Origin of the sequence: Streptomyces mesophilus (genome assembly GCF_011044995.1) — a bacterium.
Classification (GTDB): domain Bacteria; phylum Actinomycetota; class Actinomycetes; order Streptomycetales; family Streptomycetaceae; genus Streptomyces; species Streptomyces mesophilus.
Genome location: NZ_JAAKZW010000207.1, coordinates 1 through 14,959, shown reverse-complemented (window position 1 = coordinate 14,959; position 14,959 = coordinate 1). Strand labels below are relative to the sequence as shown.

The 14,959-nt window shown below is 66.3% G+C and carries 14 protein-coding genes and 6 pseudogenes; 10 read left to right on the top strand and 10 right to left on the bottom strand.

What is annotated here, in order from left to right; translation table 11 throughout:
- Positions 1 to 277: pseudogene (locus G6045_RS32380) on the bottom strand (RNA-guided endonuclease TnpB family protein); the annotation flags it as partial.
- A 62-nt stretch (positions 278 to 339) separates the two neighbouring features.
- Between G6045_RS32380 and tnpA the strand changes: the two are divergent.
- Both tnpA and merB read left to right on the top strand, forming a co-directional pair.
- A complete protein-coding gene (tnpA, locus tag G6045_RS32375; RefSeq protein ID WP_165335740.1) occupies positions 340 to 756 on the top strand; it encodes an IS200/IS605 family transposase in 417 nt (138 codons plus the stop codon).
- A 230-nt stretch (positions 757 to 986) separates the two neighbouring features.
- A complete protein-coding gene (merB, locus tag G6045_RS32370; RefSeq protein ID WP_268978445.1) occupies positions 987 to 1,451 on the top strand; it encodes an organomercurial lyase in 465 nt (154 codons plus the stop codon).
- Positions 1,452 to 1,617: 166 nt separating this feature from the next.
- Here the strand turns inward: merB and G6045_RS32365 are convergent, their stop codons facing one another.
- Positions 1,618 to 1,848 (bottom strand): hypothetical protein, encoded by a 231-nt coding sequence (locus G6045_RS32365; RefSeq protein WP_165335737.1) that lies wholly within the window; start codon positions 1,846 to 1,848, stop codon positions 1,618 to 1,620.
- On the opposite strand from G6045_RS32365, the gene G6045_RS42495 reads away from it, so the two are divergent.
- The 3 genes and pseudogenes from G6045_RS42495 to G6045_RS32350 all read left to right on the top strand — a co-directional run bounded on the left by G6045_RS42495 (position 1,847) and on the right by G6045_RS32350 (position 2,876).
- Complete coding sequence (locus G6045_RS42495; RefSeq protein WP_456243484.1) at positions 1,847 to 2,236, top strand: zinc ribbon domain-containing protein; 390 nt, start codon at positions 1,847 to 1,849, stop codon at positions 2,234 to 2,236. The genes G6045_RS32365 and G6045_RS42495 overlap by 2 nt on opposite strands.
- Positions 2,237 to 2,268: 32 nt before the next feature.
- Positions 2,269 to 2,346: pseudogene (locus tag G6045_RS42445) on the top strand (DNA-binding protein); the annotation flags it as partial.
- A 170-nt stretch (positions 2,347 to 2,516) separates the two neighbouring features.
- Complete coding sequence (locus G6045_RS32350) at positions 2,517 to 2,876, top strand: hypothetical protein (protein ID WP_165335736.1); 360 nt, start codon at positions 2,517 to 2,519, stop codon at positions 2,874 to 2,876.
- A 216-nt stretch (positions 2,877 to 3,092) separates the two neighbouring features.
- Here G6045_RS32350 and G6045_RS42440 read toward each other — a convergent pair.
- The 4 genes and pseudogenes from G6045_RS42440 to G6045_RS32330 form a co-directional block, all read right to left on the bottom strand.
- Positions 3,093 to 3,437, bottom strand: a pseudogene (locus tag G6045_RS42440) (HAD family hydrolase); the annotation flags it as partial.
- 34 nt (positions 3,438 to 3,471) lie between these two features.
- On the bottom strand, positions 3,472 to 3,918 hold the full coding sequence (locus tag G6045_RS32340) for a peptidoglycan-binding domain-containing protein (RefSeq protein WP_165335735.1): 447 nt from the start codon (positions 3,916 to 3,918) through the stop codon (positions 3,472 to 3,474).
- 64 nt (positions 3,919 to 3,982) lie between these two features.
- Positions 3,983 to 4,420, bottom strand: a complete 438-nt coding sequence (locus G6045_RS32335; protein WP_165335734.1) for a peptidoglycan-binding protein — start codon at positions 4,418 to 4,420, stop codon at positions 3,983 to 3,985.
- Between the two features lie 202 nt (positions 4,421 to 4,622).
- Positions 4,623 to 4,926, bottom strand: a pseudogene (locus tag G6045_RS32330) (helix-turn-helix domain-containing protein); the annotation flags it as partial.
- 506 nt (positions 4,927 to 5,432) lie between these two features.
- Here G6045_RS32330 and G6045_RS32325 point away from each other — a divergent pair.
- The gene (locus G6045_RS32325; RefSeq protein ID WP_165335733.1) at positions 5,433 to 6,743 is read left to right on the top strand and encodes a phospholipase D-like domain-containing protein; all 1,311 of its coding nucleotides are present in this window, start codon (positions 5,433 to 5,435) and stop codon (positions 6,741 to 6,743) included.
- Positions 6,744 to 7,267: 524 nt separating this feature from the next.
- Here the strand turns inward: G6045_RS32325 and G6045_RS32320 are convergent.
- The 4 genes and pseudogenes from G6045_RS32320 to G6045_RS32305 form a co-directional block, all read right to left on the bottom strand.
- Positions 7,268 to 7,471 (bottom strand): cold-shock protein, encoded by a 204-nt coding sequence (locus G6045_RS32320; RefSeq protein ID WP_165335732.1) that lies wholly within the window; start codon positions 7,469 to 7,471, stop codon positions 7,268 to 7,270.
- Positions 7,472 to 7,593: 122 nt separating this feature from the next.
- The gene (locus G6045_RS32315; RefSeq protein WP_165335731.1) at positions 7,594 to 8,430 is read right to left on the bottom strand and encodes an aminoglycoside N(3)-acetyltransferase; all 837 of its coding nucleotides are present in this window, start codon (positions 8,428 to 8,430) and stop codon (positions 7,594 to 7,596) included.
- Positions 8,431 to 8,534: 104 nt separating this feature from the next.
- Positions 8,535 to 8,744, bottom strand: a pseudogene (locus tag G6045_RS41720) (IS256 family transposase); the annotation flags it as partial.
- A gap of 7 nt (positions 8,745 to 8,751) precedes the next feature.
- Positions 8,752 to 8,981: pseudogene (locus G6045_RS32305) on the bottom strand (alpha/beta-hydrolase N-terminal domain-containing protein); the annotation flags it as partial.
- Between the two features lie 79 nt (positions 8,982 to 9,060).
- On the opposite strand from G6045_RS32305, the gene G6045_RS32300 reads away from it, so the two are divergent.
- The 4 genes from G6045_RS32300 to G6045_RS32285 all read left to right on the top strand — a co-directional run bounded on the left by G6045_RS32300 (position 9,061) and on the right by G6045_RS32285 (position 14,711).
- Positions 9,061 to 9,741, top strand: a complete 681-nt coding sequence (locus tag G6045_RS32300) for a TetR/AcrR family transcriptional regulator (protein ID WP_235968452.1) — start codon at positions 9,061 to 9,063, stop codon at positions 9,739 to 9,741.
- A gap of 46 nt (positions 9,742 to 9,787) precedes the next feature.
- On the top strand, positions 9,788 to 11,692 hold the full coding sequence (locus tag G6045_RS32295; RefSeq protein WP_165335730.1) for an alpha/beta hydrolase family protein: 1,905 nt from the start codon (positions 9,788 to 9,790) through the stop codon (positions 11,690 to 11,692).
- Positions 11,693 to 11,764: 72 nt separating this feature from the next.
- A complete protein-coding gene (locus G6045_RS32290) occupies positions 11,765 to 12,460 on the top strand; it encodes a DUF3159 domain-containing protein (RefSeq protein WP_165335729.1) in 696 nt (231 codons plus the stop codon).
- A gap of 310 nt (positions 12,461 to 12,770) precedes the next feature.
- Positions 12,771 to 14,711 (top strand): penicillin acylase family protein, encoded by a 1,941-nt coding sequence (locus G6045_RS32285; protein ID WP_165335728.1) that lies wholly within the window; start codon positions 12,771 to 12,773, stop codon positions 14,709 to 14,711.
- Positions 14,712 to 14,959 lie beyond the last annotated feature (248 nt).

Genomic DNA, 14,959 nt, shown 5'->3' with positions numbered 1-14,959 from the left:
GGAAGAACGCCTGGAACGCCTTGTCGAGACGCCGCAAGGTGGCCTGCTGGGAGCTGAACGACCACCGGCCGTGCCGCTCGGGGTCGAAGGCGCGGATCTCCTTGAGCTGCGCGGACTGCTGCCCGTACTTGATGCTCGTCTTCGAGACGTGCCGGTAGGCGTCACGACGTTCCTGCAACGCGCCGTTGTAGAGGCCGCAGTGATCCCGCAGCATCGCGCCGAGCGCGACAGTCCGGCCCACGGTGGGCCGCATGAGGAATTTGTACGCACGCATCATCCGGCCCACCCCCCTTTCGGTCTGGCTCGTTGAGCATACGACGCTTGGTTTATGTCACCACGCTGGCAACCAACACCGACATCCGCCCGGGCCGTCACGTCATCTACAACCTCCACGTCCACTTGGTGTTCGTGACCAAGTACCGGCGCGAAGTCTTCAACGACGAGATGCTGACGCGCTGCGAAGAGATCATGCGCAGCGTCTGCAAGGACTTCGAGGCTGACCTCATCGAGTTCAACGGCGAGGAGGACCATGTACACCTGCTGGTGCACTACCCGCCTAAGGTCGCCCTCTCGAACCTGGTCAACTCCCTCAAGGGCGTCTCATCCCGATACCTGCGGGCGGAGTTCACCGGCCGCATCAACCGCACCACGATGCACGACCGGTTCTGGTCCGGCTCCTACTTCGCCGGATCCTGCGGCGGAGCACCGCTGGAGATCGTCAAGCAGTACATCGAGCAGCAAAAACGCCCATCGTAGGCTGCGGCTTAGAACAGTCCTGAGATCGGATTCCCTCCCCACCCAAAGGAGGGGATTCCCTCCGAAGATCAGGATGGACGCGAAGGCGCAGGGCGTGCACGAGAAGGTCATTGCCTACTGGGGCATCCAGGTGGGCGCCCAGGTGGTCTCCCGGCTCCTGGAGTCTGATGCACCGCTGACTCGTGCGCAGGTCAACGAATTGTGCGCGGACCTGATGGAGCCCGGCGAGGATGTTGTCGAGCGGCTTGCCAGAACGGGTTTCCTGCTGGAGCACAACGACCAGGGCGACGTCGTCTCGATGGCGCTGGGACCGAACCCCAACCGGAAGGCTCCGCCCCCACGCGGTCCATATGTCCGGCAGGCGCGTGTACGCCTGGTGCGCGGAGGACACCATGCTGTTCCCCATTGTGATGGGGCAGCAGCGGGCCGAAGTCATCGCGGTCTGCCCGGTGACGCGCAGGATCATCACGCTGACTGTGACACCCACTGGGGTGGAGGACCTTGACCCGCCTACCGCGCAGATGACGCTGGCCCCGATCCACGGCAGGGACATCCGCGAGGAGTTCTGCGACCGCGTGGTTTTCACTGCCGATGCCGCGGCGGCAGAGGCATTCATCGGGGACGATCAGGAGCTGGTCTACATGCCGGCACACGAGGGGTTCGGGGTCGCCAGGTCGCTGTCGGAGATGTTCTGACCCGCAATGTCGACTCGAGCCTTGGAGCTCTTGGACAAGTGCGGGCAGCGAGCCGATCACATAGAGCAGGAAGGCTGAGGCCCCGGGGGCCCCCAGCCTTCCTGTCGCCCCGCGCGGGTGGCTACTTGATCAGCGGACTGGCGGGGAGGTGACAGGACTGCCGAGGTCAGCCCCAGTTGTCGTGGCTGTCGTCCGCTTCGGACCGCTGCTCCTCATGCAGCTGCTCCTGATCCGGGCGCGCGGCCCGCTCGCGCTCGTCGTCCTGTCCGGACGGAGACGGACTTGCAGAGCCGGTCTGGCCGTCCTGCGCCGACCGCTCCTGCTCCCGGAAGTCCTGCTCGTCCGGCGCCGTGCGCTCGCTGTCACCGGGGCCGTTTCCATAGCGTTCTTGTCCCATGGCTGGACACACTCCAGAGGTGAGGTGCGTGGGGAAGGGCATGGGCGCAGGTCAGCCTGGGCGGATCCGACGGGAGACCAGACTGAGCAGCCTGTGCTCGCAGATTCGCTCATGTGGGAACCGCGCCCTGCCTATCAAGGCTGACACCCACCTCGCGCCACCGCATCCGCAGACGCGCTGGCGCGCGAGCCACCACGAGCTGCCGCTCAACGTCCGCACTTGGACATGCGCCTGCGGAACGACCCACGACCGGGACGTGAACGCAGCGAAGAACCTTCTGGCCGCCGGACGGGCGGTGTCGGCCTGCGGAGCAGGTGTAAGACCTCAACGGAGTTCTCCGGGCGGGCAATCGGCGATGAAACAGGAAGTCTCACGGCGCGAGCCGTAAGAATCTCCTCCCTTTAGGGAGGAGAGCGTCAAGACCTCCGCCTGAACCAGGGCCTGGCAGGCGTGCTCGGGTTGTCGGCGCCGATGTTGTCGCAACTGATGGCTCTGCAGGCGCTTGCCTCCAGGGTTGCCAAGGGCGACGGAGAGTAGGACGCACCAATGACAACCAAGCCCGTCACGCCTGCACACATGGTCATAGAACGGCCGCCTGCACTCCCACGCTCACTTGTGTGGCCACCTGCTGCAGTTCACCGGCCGGACGGAGGCTAGAATCTCTGCTCATGTCGAAGCCTGATCAACTGCTCGTTGACGTTGCCTCCTTGGTGGAGTCCGGGCACAGCAATCAGATGTCCGTGACCGTGGTCGCCGGTGGCGCTGTCATCACCGGCCGGCTGGCTCCCGAAGCGGTCTGGAGGAAACGGGTGTCAGAGGTCTTGGCGGACTCGGACCGCCTGAGCGCTTTCTCCGCCGTCTTCGCCTCGGCTACGGGCAAGGCGGAGTCGCCCACGTATTTGCATTTCCATGTGGCGCGGATTTTGCAGGGTGCAGTGGGGATTCCGGAGACCGGCGGGATGTATCGGGTGGCGATCGAGGACGTCAGTGCCTGGACGATGGGCGACTTCAGCTATGTCGAGCACTGAACGGGCTCGGGGCCACGCTGCGGTCAGCTGACCGCAGCGGCGCGGAGGACTGCGCAATCCTGCTGGACCGGGCTTGGGCCAGCAGGGCCTGAGATGCGGAGCCCGGTCAGCTCTGCGTCGCCAGATGGTCTTCGTCGGCGTGAAGGATGTCCAGCACTGGGCCAGTGACTCGACAACCAGGTCCGCACCAGCGGCACGCAGACGTTCCCGCTGGTGCGGATCTCCGCCGTAGCCGAGGAAGCTGACGCCGGCAGCCCGGGCAGCGAGAACATCGGCGGGAGTGTCTCCGATCATCAGGGCCTCGGCGGGGCGTACGCCAAGGGCGCTGAGCGCCCGCTGGAGACAGTCAGGATCGGGCTGCATCTGGTGGACGTTTTGGGTGTGGCCGTGAATGCCGCCGGCGAAACGGTGCTGTAGTTGCTGCTGCCGGAGGTAGCGCTCCACTGCTTGGGCGGAGTTGTTCGTCGTCACCGCCAGCCTCGCACCTGAGTCGGTCCGGACCTCGCGGAGCGACTCATCAACGGTTGGTGGGACACGGGCAGAGCCCCGGAGAGGGTTCACAGTTCCGGGGCTCTGCGTTATCGCGTAGCTCGTGTCAGAGGTAGGCGCAGGTACCACCGCTTCCCGTGGTGTTCTTGAAGTACCACCCCAGGTTGGTGCGGGTGTCCGTGCCGTAGCCGCCGTCCGTGCCGATCTTCTCTTGGCCCTGCGCGTAGATGAGTGCGGTCCTGGTCCTGTCGCCGAAGACTCCGTCTTCGGTAAGGCTCCGGCCATAGCACTTGTTGAGCGTGATTTGCAGCGCCTTGACGGCAGAGCTGTTCGCGCCCTTGTACATCTGGCAGTTGACGTTCCCGTTGTACGCCGGAAGCTTGGCCACGAGATGGCCGGCCCCGGACATAGCCTTGCTGGCCTGGTTGTTGCAGTAGCCCGCATAGGCGGCGGAGGCGGGCGTCGCGGTGGCCAGGCCGAGCCCGGCGCCGGACAGCGCGACGACCGTGGCAGAGATTCCCACCCTGGTATGCAGCGCGCGGAGCTTGGACATTTTCCCCTTCTACCTTCGCGTAAGTCGGCTGTGCTGGTCTGTACGGTCAGGTGTTGCCACGTGGTCAGAAGCAGCTCCAACGACCGTTGCCGCTGTACTGGTAGGCCCACTCGAGGTTGGTGCGGGTGTCCGTGCCGTAGCCGCCGTCCGTGCCGATCTTCTCTTGGCCCTGCGCGTAGATGAGTGCGGTCCTGGTCCTGTCGCCGAAGACTCCGTCTTCGGTAAGGCTCCGGCCGTAGCACCTGTTGAGCGTGATCTGCAGAGCCTTGACGCCGTTGTGGCTCGCGCCCTTGTACATCTGGCAGTTGACGTTCCCGTTGTAAGCAGGAAGCTTCGCGTGGAACCCGGAGTTGGAGATCTCATCGTCCACCCACCCGTTGCAGTAGCCCGCATAGGTGGCGGAGGCGGGCGTCGCGGTGGCCAGGCCAAGCCCGGCGCCGGACAGCGCGACGGCTGCGACGGAGATTCCCACCCTGGTGCGCAGCGCGCGGAGCTTCATCATGCTTCCCCCTGAAGAATGTGGCGCAGGCAGCCCTTGTGGAGCCTCATCACAGGTGAGCCTGGCGCACGAAGCATGTGGAGACCTTGCAGAAACCTGGAAGGCGCAGGCCACAGATCATGATCACTTGCCAGCCGTGGCGCCCACCACGACGGCGATCCTGATGCCGGCCAACGAGCCGACGACCGCCCAGGTTTCGAGTCTGTCGGTCACGGACCGGAAGGAGGGTGCCATCCACGATCCACCATCGGTCGGTGGCATCGGCCGGCCGGGCGGTCGGCTCGAGTGCAAGGAGCGGTCCCAGCCGCTGGATTGCTCGGCCCACTGTCGATGACGAGACGCCGAACAGTGGTCCGAGCTGCCGCATCGTCAGGTTGGCGCGGAAGTAGACCGCGACGATCAGGACGCGTGCGGCCCTGCAAGGGGCTGTCCCCGCCCCGCTCTCGGACCACTCGCAGCAGCCGACCGAACTGCTCAACCCGCGGTCCCGTGAACGTCTCCACCCACATACGTTTCAGCGCTCAAACCCCAGCCATGCACCGGAGGTGCCCAGATCAGAGCCTTGTGGAACACGCTTGAGGGGCAATGCTCAACGGACAGGAGGGGCCGACGACTTCGCAGGAACTGGTGCGTGGTCGATGACTAGTCGGGCTCTGTCAGGCGCTGCCGGGCCGGCGGGTGGTGGCGCATCAGGGGCGTAGAGGATGCGCTGCCGCCACTTCTGCGCCAACGGCTGCCATTTCGTCCGCGTTCCTCATTCCGCGGCCCTCTTCTCTGACGCTCCGGCGCGCTGCAGGAAACGCAGAAGAACGGTGTTCGCATAGCCGGATTTGAGAGATGGCGCAGGGCAACGAGGGGGATCTGAGGAGGATTTGAGGCTTCTCAAGAAGTCTGTTGCGCGGCGCACTCGTCTGACAGGATCCCCTTCGCGCGTTCACTTGACGTGCACACGTAGACACCTCTGTGCCCGTCAAGTGAACGCGCCTGGCCCATTGTTCATCTGGGAGGGGACCACATGTCGCGGGCAGCATGGAGCAAGGGGGGCAGCGCTTTAGCGCTGTCGGTGACGCTCCTGTTCACCACCGGCATCCAAGCCGGCGCAGAGGCAGACCGGTCAGCGGATGCACCAGCAGCGGGGGGCGCTGCAGCAGTCGAGGCATCCGGCCCCATCTTCAACAATCCGCTCGGCACCGAGGCCCAGCAGAAGGCAATACGCAGCAAGCTCCTGCAGTACATCACCACCAGCCCGAGCGGCGCGTCGATCAAGGTGGCGTTGTACCACTTCTGGGACGAGGAGGTCGCCCGGGCACTCGCCGACGCGCACAGTCAGCGAGGCGTCTCCGTCCAGCTCGTGCTGGACGAAACCACGGTCAGTGCCCGTCCGGCCGATCCCACCTACGGCATCCTCAAGACTGCTCTCGGCACAGACCGCGCTCAGAGTTCATTTGTCTCCCTGTGCCCTGCAGGGAAGTCCTGTCTGGGGCGGCCGGAGTTCGGCAAGTCCATCAACCACAACAAGTTCTGGCTCTTCTCCCAGGTAGACGGCGCGAGTGACGTGGTTGTGCAGACGTCTTCCAACATGTCGCAGTCGTCCTATCGTGCGTTCTGGAACGACGCATTCGTCGTCACCTCTAACACCGGCCTCTTCGGCGCCTACACCACGTACTTCAAAAAGCTCGTCGGCAAGGACTGGGCCAATTGGAAGTACACCAGTGCACCCTGGAGCCCGTACAAGGTCTACCTTTTTCCCTATTACCCGGGAACAGGCAACAGCACCGACACCATCTGGAACACCCTCGACAACGTCACGTGCAATTACACCGACACGAACGGAACCGCCCGGCACACCAAGATACGGGTCGGAATGTTCAAGCTGACCAGGCAGGGCGTGGCGGACAAGCTCATCGCCCTGAAGAAGTCCGGATGCAGCGTCGAGCTCGTCTATTCCGAGACCGACAGCGCAGACAGCTCCGCCACCGGCATCCCCGGCACGTGGGAGACACTGCATTCCGCCACCGGATTCTCTCCCGTCTGTTACTACGACGACCACGACGGCAATCCCGCCACCAGTCAACGCATCATGCACTCCAAGTACTTGCTGATCGACGGCAAGTACGACGGCGCGGTCAACAAGGTGGTCTGGACCGGGAGTCACAACTACACCGGCCCCGCCCTGCGCGAAAACGACGAGGCGCTCTTGAAGGTTGACGACTCCGCCGTCCATGACGCCTACGTCTCCAACTTCAACACCGTCAAGGCCGCGGCCTTCCCCGGCACCGACGACGACGTCGACGCCTGCAAGGGCGTCGTCACCCAGCCGGAATAGCCCTCAACTCACTCTGAAGAGAAACCATGCAGATCCGTAACCTTATCCGTTCATCGCTCGCATCATGCAGCATGCCCCGGTCCGTACCTGCGGCGGGAGGAACATGGTGCCGTCACGTCAGGGGGTAGGGCGTCGGAGGGGGTGACGTTGTCCGGCTGATGTGCGGGGTGTGGGCCGTTCGCGGGTCTCCTGCAGTGGGTGAGTTCCCCGTCAGGTCCTTGTGTTCACGTCTTGTGACCGTCTTCGTGATGGCGGTCGACGAAGGAGCGGGGGCGGCCATCCAACGGACGGGATGAACAGTTTCTGCAAAGCCAACTCTGCCGCGCTTATAGGCGTGTTGTGGGCCGCGTCGATGAAACTGGCGAACCCGTTCGCGGGCGGTTCACAATTCGTCCCCGCTGCCCCGAGCATCCAGATTTCACGCGGCCGGCGCCGCCCGAAAGCTCAAAAGCCTCACTTTCGCTTCCGCACACCACGAACGCCCGCCTCAAGCGGACCTTGGGCGGGCGTCGTGGAGTCGGGGCTCAGGCTGGAGTGATGTTCTCCGCCTGCGGGCCCTTCCGGCCCTGGGTGATGTCGAAGTTGACCTTCTGGCCCTCCTGGAGTTTACGGAATCCTGAGGAGTTGATGTTCGAGTAGTGGGCGACGACATCGGGGCCGCCGCCGTCCTGCTCGATGAAGCCGAAGCCCTTTTCCGCGTTGAACCACTTCACAGTGCCGGTAGCCATGTTGTTCTCCAAGAGCTCGCAACGCGATCTTGTTGTAGCACCCTGGTAGAACGTGACTGGTGTGACGATCCTGCCGTTGGTGGGGGAGTGAGCACTCGGCCGTGGATCGTGGGGAGGAATTGTCAAGAACTGTGGATTTGGGAGCCAGGAAGTGACGTGGTGTCTGTGGCGAGTAGTTCGGTGAGCCGCGGAACGGAGAAGGCAACCAGAGCCTGCACAGGGATGAGTCGGCAGCGGGCGTTGCCCACGATGACCTCCTGGATGCCGGCTTGCTCTTCGAACTCGCGGCCGAGGGTGGGGAAGTGCCGGCCGTTGTCGTTGCCGACATCGAGTGTTTCCACCCACACGCGCTCGCCGTTGATGGTGTAGGGGAAGCGGCGGAGCTTGAGGCGTGGGCTGGGGGTGAGGGTCTCGGCGTAGTGAAGGAAGGTGTTGCGGTCGTGGCCGACTCCGGCGAGCAAGATGTACCCGCCCAGGTCGTGTAGCCGTCCGAAGGGTGAGGTGGGGCCGAGGGCGAAGCCCAGCGTCTGGTGGCTGGTGATCTCGGTGGCTCGGTGGCCGATGGCTGTGACGGAGGCTTGGGGGTGCGTGCTGCGGACGCTTCCGGGCAGTGCGCGCACGGTATCGGGTATGGCGCCCATGCTGGTGGTGTCCAGGTTCGTGTGGAAGTCGGGCACAGAGGCCCGGCGCTTGGACACGTCGCTGGTGGGGACCCCGACATGGTCGGGATCGGGGTCGGTGACTTGCCACGTGAAGGTCGGGACGACCAGCGTCCCGGTGGGGCCGAGAACGCTGCGCAGGCTGTCGACCACGGTGGGCGCGCCTCCGTCGACCGGGCCGAGGCTGGACAGTGAGGAGTGCACGATCACGTCCATCCCCTCTTCGAGTCCGGCCTTGCGCCAGCCTTCCGCCAGGGTTGCGGGGGTGAGTGGACTGGTGGGCGTCGTGGTCGTGCGCATGTCGGGCTGCTTCCTCGGGCGATGGTGCGTCGCACGAACTTAACCGACCACCGGCACGCCCGCGGGCGTGATCTTCAGCACCACCGCCCGGATGCTGGTGGTCCTCAGGCGACGTGAGGCCGGGCTCGCTCGACGAGCTGGCCGCGCTCGAAGCGGGCTCCGGCGTGGACGAGGGCGTCGAGGTGGGGTGCGTTCACGGCCTGCCGTCGCTGCTGGGCGGACTCGACGAGGTTGAAGACCATGGCGAGCGCGGCGGCTGTGCTGCCGGCCCCCTTGGTGACCTTCGTCCGTAGGTGGACGGTGGCGAAGGTCGACAGGCTCCCCGACCGCATACCCGATGGCAGCGGTGATCCCGCCGGTGACGCCTTGCAGCAACCAGGGGGAGGCACCAGGGAGGGGGTGAGCGACAGCCAGAAGAAGACCGTCGCCACACAGGTGGCGAACAGATCGGGCCAACGGCGCACGAGACAGGTCTCGGCGGGCCGCCCCCAATAGGGCTGCGCAAGGAACCGCTTGCCCCAGTTTTTTACCTTCTGCTGTGTATTGCGCATGGGGCAGCTACAGGTGGTGGGTGTCACTTAGTGACATACTGTCGCTTGAGGACACCGCAGAGGGAGGGCGAAAAGCGCCATGGAGGCCCACAAGCGCAGCACCGGCGCGATGAGCGAGCAGCGGCGTGCCCGACTGCGGCTCGAGATCTCCCGGGAGGCGGCGCGCCTGTTCTGGGATAAAGGCGTCGCGGCGACCAGTGGTGATCAGATCGCCGCGGCAGTGGGCCTGTCGACGCGCACCATCTGGCGGCACTTCCGCAGCAAGGAGAGCTGCGCGGAGCCGATCGTCATGCAGGGCGTCGTCACCCTGCTGGGCGTGCTGCGCCGCTGGCCTCGCCGGCGTTCCCTCGAGGACCATCTGACCGCCGAACTGACCGGCATCAGGAACGGTGACACGACACCACCCGTCGACCTCGCGGACGAACTGCTTGCGATGAGGATGATCCGCCTCGCCGATACCGAGCCGGCCCTCCGTGCGGCCTGGCTGATGGCCTGCGACCAGGTGGAACGTGAGATGTGTGTGATCGTCGGCGAGCGACTGGGGCGCCCGGTCGACGATTTGGAGATACGGCTGTACGGAGCGTCGGCGGCGTCGGCGGTACGGGTTCTCGACGAGCACATCGGTGCCGTCGTCCTCGCCGCCGGCGAGGACTTCACAGAGTTCTCGGACGTGCCGGCCCTGGCCCGGCGCTACGCCGAAGCGATCCGCACAGCCACCGGCGGAGCCATCGGCGATCCCCTTGACGACCTCATCGGCTGAGGACGGCACCCGTCGCGAGTCCCGCCGCCCCACGAGGAGTACCCCCATGCGCGCCCCCGCCAAGAAAGCGCCGCGCCTCTCCGTCGAGGCGCTCTTCGACTCGCCCGCCCGCGTTCGCGCCTCGATCTCGCCGGACGGCACCCGGATCGCCTACCTGGCCCCCTGGCGGGACCGGCTCAACGTATGGGTGCAGAGCCTGGATTGCGGCGACGAGCCGCGCTGTGTGACGGCGGACGGCAACCGGAGCGTGCTCACGTACCACTGGAGCGGTGATCCGCGCTGGCTGCTGTACGAGCAGGACCGCGACGGCGACGAGCACTTCCACATCTACCGGGTCGACTTGGCGGACCCGGATGCCGAAGCCGTCGATCTCACCCCCTTCCCCGGTGTGATGGCCCTGGGTTTCCAGCCGATCCCCGCCCGTCCCGGCAAAGCCTTCCTGCATCTGAACCACAGGAGCCCCGCCGAATTCGACCTCTATGAACTCGACATCGCCACAGGGGAGTTGACGGTCCTCGCCCAAAACCCCGGGCAGCCCGCGGGCTGGATGTGCGCGCCCGACGGAAGCCTGTACGCCCAGTCGCTGACGGCCGACGGCGACATCGAGGTCGCGCGGTGGGACGCCCAGACACAGAAGACGGCCCCGGTCGCCACGTTCGACGGCACCGACTATCCGCTGTCCATCCACCCGTTCGAGCTCACCGCCGACGGCACCGGTGTATGGCTGGGCTCCAACCGGGACAGCGACCGGACCCGCCTCGTCCGGCTCGATCTGGAATCCGGTGCGGAGACCGAGGTCGACAGCCACCCCGCCTTCGACCTCGACACGCGCTGCGCCGTGTTCCCCACCCTGCCGTCGCCGCTCATCCGCAACGAGCACACCGGCGCCCTGCTCGGCGCGCGCTACCTCGGCGAGCGACAGGTGATCCACGCTCTCGACCCGCACTTCGCCGAGGTGCTGCGGCACTTGGAGCAGCTGTCGGACGGCGATCTCGGCGCCGTCTCCTGCGACGCGAGCGGGCAGCGCTGGGTGGCGGCCTTCGTCCACGACCGCGACCCGGGCGTCACCTACTTCTACGACCACGCCACCGGCGAGAGCCGACTGCTCCACCGGGCCTACCCGCACCTCGACCCCGGCGCCCTGGCCCCGATGACAACCGTCACGATCCCCGCACGCGACGGGCTGCGCCTGCCCGCGTACCTGACGCTGCCGGTCGGAGTCGAATCTACTGGGCTGCCCTTGGTCCTGCTCGTGCACGGTGGCCCGTGGCTCCGCGACAGCTGGGGCTTCAACCCGGCCGTCCAACTGCTCGCCAACCGCGGCTACGCGGTGCTGCAGGTCAACTTCCGCGGCTCGACCGGCTACGGCAAGGCGTTCCTCAAGGCCGGCATCGGCGAGCTGTCCGGCGCCATGCACGACGACCTCGTCGACGCCGTCGACTGGGCCGTCGCCGAGGGCTACGCGGACCGGGAGCGGGCGGCCATCTTCGGTGCCTCGTACGGGGGGTACGCCGCACTGGTCGGCGTCACCTTCACCCCCGACGTCTTCGCCGCCGCGATCGACGTCTGCGGCCCCTCCAACCTCGTGACCTACCTGGCAACCCTGCCCGAGTTTGCGCGGCCCGGCCTGCTGAACAACTGGTACCTCTACGCCGGTGATCCCAGCGACCCGGACCAGCAGGCAGACCTCCTCGCCCGCTCACCGATCAGCCGCGTGGACCGGATCCGCACCCCGCTGATGGTGGCCCAAGGCGCCAACGACATCCGCGTCGTCAAGGCCGAGTCCGACCAGATCGTCGACGCGCTGCGCGCCCGCGGCGTCGAGGTCGAGTACATGGTCAAGGACAACGAGGGCCACGGCTTCCTCAACCCGGACAACACCATCGACCTGTTCCGCGCAGCCGACCGCTTCCTCGCGCGGCACCTGGGCGGACGGCCACACACGCAGTAGCAGCCCCGGCCCACACAACAGAGCAGTGCATGCCGAACCGACCGCACTACCAGGGTGAGTTGATCACACGTCATGAGGGAACACGTACGCCCCGACAACCCGCAGACCGGCTCCCAGCAGCCGCACGACACCACTGCGCGGCACGCGAAACCGACACCGCTGGAACAGATGGGCGGATCGACGGGCCTGGTCTACACGATGCTGCCGGTCGTGGCCTTCGTGCTCGCCAACGCCTCCATGGGGCTGACGGCCGCCATCTGCACCGCCGTCGGTGTCGCACTGGCCATCACCGGGCTGCGCCTGGTGCGCAAGGAGCCGCTCCAGCCCGCGCTGTCCGGGCTGTTCGGCGTCGCGGTCGCCTCGTTCGTCGCCTGGAAAACCGGGTCGGCCAACGGATACTTCCTGCTGGGGATCTGGTCGAACCTCGTCCTCGGCGGGCTGTTCCTTCTCTCGATCTTCCTGCGCCGCCCGCTGGCCGGGATCGTCTGGGGCGCGCTCAAGGGCACCGGGACGGCCTGGCTCAAGGACAAGCCCTCACGGCACTACTACGACATCGCCACGCTCGTGCTGACAGCCGTCTTCGCCGCCCGGTTCGTCGTACAGCAATGGCTCTACGACCAGGACAGCACGGGCTGGCTGGCCTTCGCGAAGATCGCCATGGGCTACCCGCTGCTTGCCCTGGCCCTGCTGGTGGTCCTGTGGGCGGGCCGGCGCTCGCACCAGCGGCTCAGCGCCCTCGCCGCACAGCAGCCCGCCGGAACCGCCTGAACCGGCGCAACTTTCTGGCCGGTTCCGGCTTCGCCGCCTCCGCCTTCACCACCCTCGTCACCGGATGGCTCCTCACCCCTGCTGACGAGACCGCCGACCACAAGGGTGGAGGTCAGCTCTCCACGAAAGGCAGAGACGAGGCTCGCGGCATGAACCGGCCAGACGGTGCTGCCACCAGCCACTACAACGCCTTCTGAGTCGCCCAGCGCCGGTAGCTGTCATCTGGGCCGTTCGACACGCCGGCCTACGCAGCATCGCCCTCGGGCAGCAGTACGTACCTTCAGCACGTCAGCAAGGGGAACAAGGAACCATGCAGATCACTTGGGACCGCTGGGCCGTGCCCACGGTTGTCGGCACGGACGAGTTCGACGTCACTTACGGTGTGGGCTACGCCCAGGCGCAGACGAACGCGACCCTGGTGCTGGAGCTCTATGGCACTGCGCGCGGTGAGGCCGCGTCCCTGTGGGGACCGGATTTCCTTGACGAGGACACATTCACCGCCCGCCTTGGCCTCAAGGCCCAGACCGACTTGTGGGTTACCGCTCAGCGAGCCGACACCCTCGCAAGGATCGCCGCATTCTGCGACGGCTTCAACCAGGCATGCGCCGACTACCCCAGCCTCGGGGCCGGCCGCCGCGAGGTGCTGCCGGTTGAGCCGAGGGACGTGATCGCCCATGTGCTGCGGGTCTTTGTGCGCTTCGCCACCATGGACCCGGCCGGCCTGGCATTCGCCCCAGACGCCTTCGTCACCTCCGCAGGGTCCAACGGGTGGGCCGTCTCCGGCCAGAGGTCAACGACCGGTCACGCCCAGCTGATCATCAACCCGCATCTGGCGTGGCAGGGATACCACCGCTGGTTCGAGGTGAGCACCTCGCATCCAGGTCGCGACTTCCACGGGGCCATGCTGATCGGACTGCCCTGGCACAACCTCGGCTCGAGCCCGGCCATCGGGTGGGGACACACGGTCAACCCGATCCCTAATCTGACCGTCTACAACCTGCAGACCAGCGACAGCGACCACTACCACTTCGACGGCGAGATCCGCCCTCTTCAGACCATCGTGCATCGCATCGACGTCAGAGGCCAAGACACCGTCACGGTCCTTGAGCGGCGCAGCGTCCACGGCCCGATCGTGACCGCGCCCGACGGCATCGACGTAGCCGTGCGGGTCGCCGGCTCGCTGCATCACCCGGCGACATCAGCATTGGAAGGGTGGTGGCGGACGTCGATGGCTACCAGCGTCGAAGAGCTGTTGGCCACCCACGACGCCATGCCGCTGCCGATGTTCAACATGATCGCCGCCGATGCGCACGGCTCTATCGGAGCCCTGTACTGCGGCACTCCGCCGGTATTGGACGATGCCGTTTTCGAAGACACCCGGCGGCGCTTGCCCGGCGACGATCCACGGTGGCTGTGGCAGGCGGTGCACCCTGCATCCGACATGCCCCGCGTGATCAACCCTGCCAGTGGCTGGGTGCAGAACTGCAACGACGTCCCCTGGCTGTTCACGGATCCTCCCCTGGACCCGGCGCAGTATCCGAACGCGATCGCTCCCGATGTCTGGCAGGTTGACGACCTGCGCCCTTACGCCTCGCGCACCTGGCTCGCGCAGCAGCACAGCATCAGCCCTCAGGCGCTGCTCGACCTGAAGTACACCAAGCGCGCACTGCTCGCCGACCTCGCCCTGGACGACCTCTGCGTTGCGGCAGCCGCGTCGGAGGATCTGCGTCCCGCCGTCGACGTCCTTACCGCCTGGGACCGCCACTGCCACCACAACAGCGCCGGATACGTGCTCTTCCTCATGTGGGGTCTGCTGAACGTCGCCGGCCTGCCCCGCCACACGCTGCTCAAGAGGCCGGCTGAACCCGGCACCATGCCCGGCCCACTGCTCGATCCAGACAAGGCCGTTGAGACTCTGCGCGCGGCGGTCACCACACTGACCGCGCTGGGGGTGCCGCTGGACGCCTCCATCGGCCAGCTGTGCACCCTCGGCGAGGGCGCTGACGCGATCCCCGCCGACGGAGGATCAGGGGTGCTCGGTGTCCTCAAGTCCCTCGAGCTCCTGCCCCCGTCTGCGAACGACCACTTCAGGGTGCTGCTCGGCGACACCTACATCTCCCACGTCCAGTGGGGCGATGAGGGCACACGCCAGGTGAACAACCTGCTCGTCTACGGCAACACCACAGAGCCATCCGCACCATCGGCGACGCCCCAGTACCCGGTCTGGGCAGCAGACACCCTCAGGCCTTAGAGGTCGTTTTCATCTCTGATGGGGCGTTATCTCCAACTTTGCGTCTACCGATGGTCTGGTGCTGGCGCGTCTGCAGGGTGGGCTGCGGCCGGAGAGACGGATGGTGTGGTGTCTGGGGCGGGTGGCTGCTTACGCCTGTCTCATTCCAGGACGCCCCGTTCTGATCCGTGCTCCCACGGGCCAGAACGCACGCCTGGGCGCACGCCTCGTTCGGCGGTATGTCCGGGTCATGACCGAACGTCGCGCGT

Excerpts from the sequence above, each read along its gene's own strand:
- G6045_RS32335 (WP_165335734.1), bottom strand. The coding sequence starts at position 4,420 with ATGATGAAGCTCCGCGCGCTGCGCACCAGGGTGGGAATCTCCGTCGCA.
- G6045_RS32300 (WP_235968452.1), top strand. The coding sequence starts at position 9,061 with ATGGAGGCCCACAAGCGCAGCACCGGCGCGATGAGCGAGCAGCGGCGT.
- G6045_RS32340 (WP_165335735.1), bottom strand. The coding sequence starts at position 3,918 with ATGTCCAAGCTCCGCGCGCTGCATACCAGGGTGGGAATCTCTGCCACG.
- G6045_RS32320 (WP_165335732.1), bottom strand. The coding sequence starts at position 7,471 with ATGGCTACCGGCACTGTGAAGTGGTTCAACGCGGAAAAGGGCTTCGGC.
- G6045_RS32285 (WP_165335728.1), top strand. The coding sequence starts at position 12,771 with ATGCAGATCACTTGGGACCGCTGGGCCGTGCCCACGGTTGTCGGCACG.
- G6045_RS32325 (WP_165335733.1), top strand. The coding sequence starts at position 5,433 with ATGTCGCGGGCAGCATGGAGCAAGGGGGGCAGCGCTTTAGCGCTGTCG.
- G6045_RS32295 (WP_165335730.1), top strand. The coding sequence starts at position 9,788 with ATGCGCGCCCCCGCCAAGAAAGCGCCGCGCCTCTCCGTCGAGGCGCTC.
- G6045_RS32315 (WP_165335731.1), bottom strand. The coding sequence starts at position 8,430 with ATGCGCACGACCACGACGCCCACCAGTCCACTCACCCCCGCAACCCTG.
- G6045_RS32365 (WP_165335737.1), bottom strand. The coding sequence starts at position 1,848 with ATGGGACAAGAACGCTATGGAAACGGCCCCGGTGACAGCGAGCGCACG.
- G6045_RS32290 (WP_165335729.1), top strand. The coding sequence starts at position 11,765 with ATGAGGGAACACGTACGCCCCGACAACCCGCAGACCGGCTCCCAGCAG.
- merB (WP_268978445.1), top strand. The coding sequence starts at position 987 with ATGTTGTCGAGCGGCTTGCCAGAACGGGTTTCCTGCTGGAGCACAACG.
- G6045_RS32350 (WP_165335736.1), top strand. The coding sequence starts at position 2,517 with ATGTCGAAGCCTGATCAACTGCTCGTTGACGTTGCCTCCTTGGTGGAG.
- G6045_RS42495 (WP_456243484.1), top strand. The coding sequence starts at position 1,847 with ATGGCTGGACACACTCCAGAGGTGAGGTGCGTGGGGAAGGGCATGGGC.